At 64.3% G+C, this 8885-nt stretch carries 9 protein-coding genes; 4 read left to right on the forward strand and 5 right to left on the reverse strand.

The window, feature by feature from the left end; translation table 11 throughout:
• Nucleotides 1-788 (forward strand): autotransporter assembly complex family protein (locus tag HP546_RS21165; RefSeq protein ID WP_172229097.1); only part of this gene is annotated, 788 nt, incomplete at its 5' end.
• Nucleotides 785-4459 (forward strand): translocation/assembly module TamB domain-containing protein, encoded by a 3675-nt coding sequence (locus HP546_RS21170; protein WP_172229099.1) that lies wholly within the window; start codon nt 785-787, stop codon nt 4457-4459. The genes HP546_RS21165 and HP546_RS21170, both read left to right, overlap by 4 nt.
• A gap of 18 nt (nt 4460-4477) precedes the next feature.
• On the opposite strand, the gene HP546_RS21175 is transcribed toward HP546_RS21170, so the two are convergent.
• The 4 genes from HP546_RS21175 to HP546_RS21190 all read right to left on the reverse strand — a co-directional run bounded on the left by HP546_RS21175 (nt 4478) and on the right by HP546_RS21190 (nt 6944).
• On the reverse strand, nt 4478-5044 hold the full coding sequence (locus HP546_RS21175) for a DUF2589 domain-containing protein (RefSeq protein WP_172229101.1): 567 nt from the start codon (nt 5042-5044) through the stop codon (nt 4478-4480).
• Nucleotides 5045-5119: 75 nt separating this feature from the next.
• Entirely contained in the window at nt 5120-5797 is a 678-nt protein-coding gene (locus HP546_RS21180) for a DUF2589 domain-containing protein (RefSeq protein ID WP_172229103.1), read from the reverse strand.
• A 58-nt stretch (nt 5798-5855) separates the two neighbouring features.
• Nucleotides 5856-6236, reverse strand: a complete 381-nt coding sequence (locus HP546_RS21185; protein ID WP_172229105.1) for a Mor transcription activator family protein — start codon at nt 6234-6236, stop codon at nt 5856-5858.
• 249 nt (nt 6237-6485) lie between these two features.
• Nucleotides 6486-6944, reverse strand: coding sequence for a hypothetical protein (locus HP546_RS21190; protein ID WP_172229107.1), 459 nt, complete (start codon nt 6942-6944; stop codon nt 6486-6488).
• Between the two features lie 151 nt (nt 6945-7095).
• On the opposite strand from HP546_RS21190, the gene HP546_RS21195 reads away from it, so the two are divergent.
• Nucleotides 7096-7284: a hypothetical protein gene (locus HP546_RS21195; protein ID WP_172229109.1), complete on the forward strand. Its 189-nt coding sequence runs from the start codon at nt 7096-7098 to the stop codon at nt 7282-7284.
• A 48-nt stretch (nt 7285-7332) separates the two neighbouring features.
• On the opposite strand, the gene HP546_RS21200 is transcribed toward HP546_RS21195, so the two are convergent.
• The gene (locus HP546_RS21200; RefSeq protein ID WP_172229111.1) at nt 7333-7707 is read right to left on the reverse strand and encodes a fe2+ zn2+ uptake regulation protein; all 375 of its coding nucleotides are present in this window, start codon (nt 7705-7707) and stop codon (nt 7333-7335) included.
• A 217-nt stretch (nt 7708-7924) separates the two neighbouring features.
• Between HP546_RS21200 and HP546_RS21205 the strand changes: the two genes are divergently transcribed.
• The coding region (locus HP546_RS21205) for a penicillin acylase family protein (RefSeq protein WP_172229121.1) at nt 7925-8885 on the forward strand (961 nt) is incomplete at its 3' end.

Here is an 8885-nt window from a genome sequence, read left to right on the forward strand (position 1 = left end):
ACATACCCCTCGACCCACCGCTGACCGACAAATTGCGCTTTGCCGGCGGCTACCAGAACGAGGAGCTCGCCGGTACCGACACCCTTAGCAAGCTGCTGACCGTCGGGCCCGAATGGCACAGCAAGCTGCCCAGCGGCTGGCAGCGGGTGATTTCGCTCAAGTACCAGCGTGAGGAATATCGCCTGGGCGACGATTCCGGGCTGAGCAACCTGTTGATGCCTGGGGTGAGCTATTCCTTCCTGCGCAGTGACAACCGCATCGACCCGCACAACGGCTACCGCCTGCAGTTCGACGCCCAGGTGGCCAAGGAGGGGCTGGTTTCCGATACCAACCTGCTGCATGGCAACGTATTGCTCAAGGGGCTGACCACGCTCGGCCACAACCACCGCTTCCTCGGCCGCGTGCAGTTCGGGGGCAGCGCGACCAATGGTTTCAAGAACAACATTCCGCCATCGCTGCGTTTCTTCGCCGGTGGCGACCAGAGCGTGCGCGGCTACGACTACCAGACCCTGTCGCCGAAGAACAGCGACGGCGACCGCATCGGCGGCCGTTATCTGGTTGCCGGCAGCGTCGAGTACCAGTACTCGCTGACCGAAAAATGGCGGATCGCAACTTTTGTCGACCAGGGCAATTCGTTCAACGACCTGGAGCTGCCCAGCCTCAAGACCGGTGTCGGTTTTGGTGTGCGCTGGGTGTCGCCGGTGGGGCCACTGCGCCTGGACCTGGCCAAGGCACTGGATGACGACGGGGGAATTCGCCTGCACTTTTCCATGGGGCCTGAGCTGTGAAGCGCGTGATCAAATACACTTTGCTGGGCCTGCTGGGAGTAGCCGCAAGCCTGGGCATGGCGCTGGGGCTTTTGCTGGGGACCGAGGCGGGCAGCCGCTGGGCGCTGGGCCAGGTGCCCGGGCTTGAAGTCAGCGACTTCCAGGGGCGTCTGGCGGGCAGCTGGCAGGCCAGCCAGCTGCGCTGGGCCGATAGCGGCAGCACGGTAGAGGTGCAAGCCCCGGTGCTCGCCTGGTCGCCCACCTGCCTGCTGCGCGCCACCCTGTGCATCGACCGCTTGCAGGCACAGCGCATCGACATGGCGTTTGCGCCCAGTGACCAGGCGGCGGACAGTGGTCCGCTGCAGTTGCCGGCACTGCGCCTGCCGTTGGCCATTGAGCTGGGGGAGGTCAAGGTTGGCCAGCTGCGCCTGGATGGCAGCGACCTGCTGGGCGATTTGCAACTGGCAGCGCACTGGACCACTAGCGGGATGCGCATCGACAGCCTGCACCTGCAGCGCGATGACCTGCAATTGAACCTGCAGGGCGATCTGCAGCCCGAAGGTGACTGGCCGGTGCAACTGCAGGCGCAGCTGCAGCTGCCTGCGGTAGAGGACAAGCCCTGGCAGCTGGCGTTGACTGCAACGGGGGACTTGCAAAAGACCCTGAAGCTGGCCGGTACCAGCAGTGGCTACCTCGATGCGACGCTGACCGGCCAGTTGCAGGCGTTGGCCGAGCACCTGCCGGCTACCTTGCAGATCCGCTCGGAGGCCTTCAAACCGGCCGGGTCATTGCCTGACACCCTTCAGCTGAACCAGCTCACGCTCGATGCCAAGGGCGATCTGCTCAAGGGTTATGCGCTGGCAGGGTCGGCCAGCCTGCCGGCGGAACAATCACCGATCGCCCTGGCATTGTCCGGGCGGGTCGACAGCAAAGGCGCCAGGCTCGATGCGCTGGACCTGAACGCCAGCGACACCCAACGGGTCAAGCTGCAAGCCACCGCCGACTGGCAACAGGCCTTGACTGCCGACGCGCAGCTGGACTGGCAGGACTTCCCGTGGTTGCGCCTGTACCCACTGGAAACACCGCCCGAAGTCACCCTCAAGCGTTTCAATGCCCAGGTGCATTATCGCGACGGCAACTACCAGGGCAGCTTCAATGGTGACCTGGACGGCCCGGCGGGGGCGTTCAGCCTGGCGAGCCCGTTCGAGGGTGACCTGGCGCAGGTGAAGCTGCCGCAGCTGACGCTCACCGCGGGGCAAGGCAAGGCCGCCGGCAGTGTCGCCATAGGCTTTGCCGACACCGTGGCCTGGGATGTCGACTTGCAGCTTTCGGCGCTCGACCCGGCCTATTGGCTGGCCGAGCTGCCGGGCACCCTGGCCGGCCCGCTGCGCAGCAAGGGCGAGCTGAAGGGCGAGGTGCTCAGCCTGGATGCCCAGCTTGACCTCAAAGGCCGCCTGCGCGGCCAGCCGGCGGTGTTCAAGGCCCAGGCCCAGGGCTCAGGGCAGAGCTGGACCCTCGGTGCGCTGGCAATCCAGCTGGGTGACAACCGCATCAACGGCAGTGGCAGCCTGCAGCAGCGTCTGGCCGGGCGGATCGACCTTGACCTGCCGCGCCTCGGCCAGCTGTGGCCAAGGCTGCAAGGCCAGGTGAAGGGCCGGCTGGATGTTGCCGGCACCTTGCAAGCGCCGCAGGGTACCCTGACCCTGCAGGGCCAGCGACTGGCCCAGGCCGAAAACCGCTTGCAACAGCTTGATCTGGATGCGCGTCTGGACAACGCCCAGCGCGGGGTAATCGCGCTCAAGGCGAGCGGTATCCAACTGGGTGATACGGCACTGGGTACGCTGCAGGCCAACGGCAAAGGCGACATTCGCCAGCAGGCGCTGACCCTGGCACTGGACGGGCCGCAGCTCAAACTCGATCTGGGCCTGGATGGCCAGCTGAACAAAGGTGACTGGCGCGGGCGCCTGGCCAGTGGACGCATCCAGGCCGGCGGGCAGGATTGGCAGTTGCAGGCCCCGGCGCGGCTGCAGCGGCTGGCCAGCGGTCAGCTGGACTTCGGTGCCCATTGTTGGCGCTCCGGCCAGGCCAGCTTGTGCGGTGACGACCAGCGGCTGGCCCCCGAACCGCGCTTGCGCTACCACCTCAAGCAGTTCCCGCTGGGCAGCCTGGCCCAGTGGCTGCCCAAGGACTTTGCCTGGCAGGGCCTGCTCAACGCCGATATCAACCTGGATATTCCGGCCAGCGGCCCCAAGGGCAACATCGTCATCGACGCCAGCGGCGGCACCTTGCGGGTGCGCGACAAGGACCGTTGGGTCGACTTCCCGTACCAGGCCCTGCGTGTGGACAGCACGCTGGCACCGCGGCGCATCGATACGCGCCTGGCGTTTCGCGGCGAGCGCCTGGGTGAGCTGAACATCAATGCCCGGCTCGATCCGCTGGGCAAGGACAAACCCTTGTCGGGGGACTTTCGTCTGGCCGGGCTGGACCTGTCGGTAGCCCGGCCGTTCGTGCCGATGGTCGAGCGCCTGGCAGGCCAGCTCAATGGCAGTGGCCGGCTTTCAGGCAGCTTGCTGGCACCGCAGGTCAACGGCAACCTGGCGCTCAGTGGTGGCGAAATCAGTGGTGCGGAACTCCCCGCCAGCCTGGAGGACTTGTCGCTGCAGGCGCTGATCGCCGGCGAGCAGGTCCAGCTCAATGGCAGCTGGCGCAGTGGTGAGGCCGGGCGTGGCCAGCTGACCGGCAACGTCCACTGGGGGCAGGCACTGGGCATGGAGGTGCGCTTGCAGGGCCAGCAGCTGCCGATCACGGTCGAGCCTTATGCGACGCTTGAGGTTGCTCCGGACCTGACGTTGCGCCTGATCGACGACAAGCTGGCCGTGACCGGCAAGGTGCAGGTACCCAAGGGCAAGATCACTGTGCGCGAGCTGCCACCGTCCACCGTCAAGGTGTCGGATGACACGGTCATCGTCGGCCATCAGACCGAGGAGGGCAAAGCGCCCATGGCGATGGCCATGGACATCGATGTCGAAGTGGGCCGCGAAAAGCTGTCGTTCAGCGGCTTTGGCCTCACCGCCAACCTGCTTGGCCATGTGCACATCGGCGACAACCTTGATACCCGCGGCGAGCTCAGCCTGGCCGACGGCCGTTACCGTGCCTACGGCCAGCGCCTGACCATCCGCCGGGCGCGGCTGCTGTTCGCCGGCCCCATCGACCAGCCTTACCTGGACATCGAAGCCATCCGCCAGGTTGACGACGTGATTGCCGGTATCCGCCTGAGTGGCAGCGCCGAGCAGCCCACTACCAAAGTGTTCTCCGAGCCCGCCATGAGCCAGGAGCAGGCGCTGTCGTACCTGGTATTGGGGCGGCCTCTGGGGACCTCTGGCGAGGACAACAACATGCTCGCCGAGGCCGCCTTGGGCCTGGGCCTGGCCGGTAGCGCCGGCATCACCGGCAGCCTGGCGTCCAGCCTGGGCATCGACGACTTCCAGCTGGATACCGAAGGTTCGGGCAACACCACCAGCGTGGTCGCCAGCGGTAACCTTACCGAGAAGCTGAGCCTGCGTTACGGTGTAGGGGTGTTCGAACCCGCCAACACCATCGCGTTGCGCTACAAGCTGAGCAAGAAGGTCTACCTGGAAGCCGCCAGCGGGCTTGCCAGCTCACTGGACATCTTCTACAAGCGCGACTTCTAAGCGGCGTCGGGGCGGCTGTCAACGGATGGTCGCCGCCTCGATGAATTCATTGGTCCCGGTATCGGGACCGGGCGGGTGCGGCGGGCTGGGGGCGCGTATCGGAGTGATCAGGCTGGTGTATTCCTCGATCAGCCGGTTCAGTGCTTCTGGTGGTTCACTGGCCTGGAACTGCATGCGGATCTGCACTTCGTCCGGGTCACGGTTTTCGCCCTGGCGACCCTGGCCGCCGATGGTGACTTTAAAGCTGGCGGTCTTGTTCTCCCCAGCGTGCACCAGAGCCTGTTTGGCTTCGGTACCTTTGACGCGCACCGACAGATCGACCTGCATACGCTCCAGCGCCAGGCCTTTGGGCGAGACCAGGGCGAACAAGGGCACGCGCATGATGTGCTGGCTGTCCATGGCCACTTCGACCATCTTGGCTTTCATGGGGGCGCCCAGCGCCTCGGCGTCGCATTCGAAGAACTGGTCGAACAGGTTGATGTACTGCTGTGCGATCAGGCTGTTGGTGGCGCTTGCGGCTTCTTGCAGGCCACGAGTGATTTCGCGCAGGTCGATGGAAGTCATCGGCGCGGGGGATTTATCCATCTGATTGGCTCCTGAGGCCAGGTGACACCCCCCTGGCGTCGCGCAGAGGGGCAGTTTCGGGGTAGGAGATGGCGGTCAAGGTAAAGACGGGGGCGGAGGGGTCTTTGCGCCAGCAGACGGGGTGATGCCATTCGTGGGCTCTTTCAAGGTGTCTTTCTGCGAAACCGTATCGGTGCTTTCCAGGGCTGCGGTCTTTACAACGGTTGGCTTGGTTGCCGCGTCCGTGAGGAAGTCGATCACCCTCATCACCGCTTCAGGCGGCTCCTGGCGCTTCAATGTAGTGTTGAATGCGTAGCGGGCACGGGTGTCTGTCTTGCGCGTTTGCGTGGACTTGTGGCTGACGCTGCCCTTCACATTCAGCTTGAATGGCCCCCAGCCCAGGGAGCCGCTCGCTTGTGCGCTCGTGTCCTTGCCGGAGACGTCTTCCGACATCTGGTTGATGATCAGTTCGAAATCGACCGTGCCTTGTTCGATGGCGATGTTCGGGTGGGTGATGGCCGCCAGCAACGGCACTTTCATGGTCTTGCTGACCACGCCCTGGTATGCGCCCTGTTCGTCGACAATGGTTTCGTCGTAGTCAAACTGGATGGCTACCGCCTTGCCGTCCTGGACGCACACCTGCATCAGGAAATCGGCATACGATTTACTCGCAGTTATCTGCGCCTGGACCATTGCCTGAAGGGGGCCGGCAATCATGCGGTCCATCGGCAGGGCATTGATGACGGAGCCGATGAGGCTGTTATCTATCGACATTTCGAGGTGCTCTCTCTAGCGGGGGATCAAGGTGGCCGCCGATCGCAGCCACGGGGGCTCAGCGGACGCAAGGGTCCTGGCGCCGAATGTTGCCGATCTGACGCAGGCTCAGGCCGTACTTGTTGGCGAGCAGGCTGCGGGACAGGCCGTCGGCGCTTTCTTTCTGGATCTGCAGGTTGCGTAGCTGGCGCAGGAAATGGTCGACCTTGGGGATCTCCAGGGCGACCCCGGCAAAGCGCTTGATCAGCGCGTCGAGTGCTTCGGCTGGCAGTACGTCGGCGAGCTTGGTGCGCTCGCGGTGCTTGGGGATGTACTTGGGCCTGCCGCCGTAGGCGCAGGTCAGCTGGTAGGCGTTGTCGATGCCGATGCAGTCGATCAGGGCCTGCAGCGAGTGGGGCAGTTGGCTGATATCGATCTGGCTCAAATCTGGCAGTTGCATATGACGCTCCTTCGGGATGGGTGGAATGGGCTACCCGATCACCCGCGGCGTTATGTCGAAGGTGTGCCTGAATTTTCTGCGACAGACAGGCGCCTCGCTAGGCGGCATAAAGGTTGAGGGTTGTAGCTTCGGAGAACAGGTTTTGCGGGCATCGATGTCAGCCGTTGTAGGAAACGGCCTCAGCCATGGTATGTGGTTGCTGATTTCCCATGCGCTCGATCCCGCCTTTGCCAGTTGGTTGTAGAACCCTCAGTCGCAGGGATAGCTGCTCAGCAGGCTGGCGCTGTTCAGGTAGGCCCGAGGGCTGTCGGCCATGCCTTGTGGCAAGGTGCGCCAGTCAACCAGCAGGCACAGCGCATGCAACGGCGCCCCCTGCCGCTGGCCGATAACCCGGTCGGCAAAACTGCGGCGATAGAGCGCCTGGGTCTGCTGTACCGCCTGCACCTGGTCGGCCTGGGCCAGGGTCTGACGGGCCAGGTCGGGTAGCAAGGCTAAGGGCACGCTGAAGTGAGCGGGTGATCCATCGGCCTGCAAGTAGCCGGCCTGGCGTACGCGCTGCCACATTTGCTGCCATTGGCTGGCCCCTGCATGGGCAGCCAGCTCGCGGCCTAGCTGAAACAGCTGCTCGGAAGGTATCTGGCGGGTATCGAGGGCATGAAGGGAGAGGGGGGTCAGAAACAGTGACGCCAACAGCAGCGGTTTGAACATGGTGCCTCCGGCATGGGTGCTTGGGAGGCCCATGCTTTCAGGCTACCGTTACCCCACCCAGCAGGAAATGCAGCGCCGGGGCGGGTGGGCGTTGTATCATTGCCGCCGCTCGTTGCGAGCCATTTGCCCCTGATGTTGCAAGGAACCTTCGATGACACATGTGCAGCGCCTGAAATATTCCGTTCTGATCATCCTGGTGGTATTGGGCCTGATGCTGGGCCTTTCCCACCTGCAGAAGCAGGGCACGATCAGTGAGCAGACCTTCCAGATGCTGGCCATCGCCATCGCCGTGGTGGTCGTGGTGATCAACGGCATCCTGCGGCGCAAGGTCAAGCCCTGAGCCAAGCCTTGGGCTGTGCGGGCCGGCCAGCCATGGCCGGCCATGCGCTCAGCGCGGGAGAGCCTGCTCCAGTACGGCGCGTGCCTGGGGATTGAGGCTGTAGCACTTGTCGCTGCCCAGCTGGATGACGCCTTCGGCGCACAGCCGCTTCAGCACTTCGCGCACACTCAGGAACGACAGCGGAATGTCCAGCTGTTCCAGTTGTGCGTGCACGCCACGCACGCCGATGCTACGGCCGTGGCGGTCGGCGGCATGCAGGGCATCGATCACCTTGAGGCGGATCAGGCTGGTGCGCAGGCCAAAGGTGCGCAGCAGCTCGCGGATCTGCTCGTTGCCAATTCGCTCGTCGGCAAAAACGTCCTGTTCCCTGGGCGCTTTGCCTGGGACGCGCCCGGCCTGGATCGAGGTTTGCGGGTTGTACATGTGAATGCTCCTTTTCGTGGACGAACCCGAAATATGGGTGCCTCACTTACTAGGACGAATGAGAACGAAAAAACTGCAACCCACTCGCGAAAAAAATGCCTGTTCCTTTTCAAGACGTCCTATCGCCTTGTAATACGTAAAATTTTCATGTGGCCATTCGTCTGATCGGGATACCCCCCGAATCCGAGGAGCGCCTGTGTTTCCACTTTCCCGTCCCATGACCTGCGCTGGCCTGGCTGCCGCCCTTGTGGCCTTCAGCGGCGGCGTAGCAGCGCAGCCCGCCTCTGCCGATGCCAGTGCGCAGATCCGCCGTACCAGTTACGGGGTGCCGCACATCGTCGCCAAGGACGAGCGGGGCCTGGGCTATGGCATCGGCTATGCGTACGCCCAGGACAATCTGTGCCTGCTGGCCAACGAAGTGCTGACCGTCAGCGGCGAGCGCTCACGCTTTTTCGGTGCCAAGGGCAAGACCCTGGAGCAGCGTGACAACCTGGCCAGCGACCTGTTCTTCACCTGGCTGAACAGCCCCGCAGCGGTCAATGCCTTCTTGCAGGCGCAGCCGGCACCGGTGCAGGCACTGCTGGCGGGCTATGCGAGCGGCTACAACCGGGCGTTGGCCGAGCGCCGCCGCCAGGGTTTGCCCGCCGAATGCGGCCAGGGCGAGTGGGTGCGGCCGATCAGCAGCGAGGATCTGGTCAAGCTCACCCGCCGGCTGCTGGCCGAAGGCGGTGCAGGGCAGTTCGTCGAGGCACTGGCAGGGGCGCAACCACCTGCGTTGGCCAGCCAGCAGGCCCCGGCCGGCTTTGCCGCTGCGCTGGCGCGGCAAGAACGCTTTGCCACGGAGCGTGGCAGCAATGCGGTGGCCGTGGGCGCGCAGCGTTCGGCCAATGGCCGCGGCCTGTTGCTGGCCAACCCGCACTTTCCGTGGATGGGCGGCATGCGCTTCTACCAGATGCAGTTGACCATCCCCGGCCAGATGGATGTGATGGGCGCGGCATTGCCAGGCTTGCCGGTGGTCAATATCGGTTTCAACCGGCACCTGGCATGGACGCATACCGTCGACACCTCGAACCACTTTACCCTTTACCGTCTGCAACTCGACCCCAAGGACCCGACCCGCTACCTGCTCGACGGCAAGTCGCTGCCGCTGGCCCGGCAAACCATCAGTGTGGCGGTCA

The sequence above is a fragment of the Pseudomonas sp. CM25 genome (assembly GCF_013179705.1).
In the GTDB taxonomy this organism is placed as follows: Bacteria; Pseudomonadota; Gammaproteobacteria; order Pseudomonadales; family Pseudomonadaceae; genus Aquipseudomonas.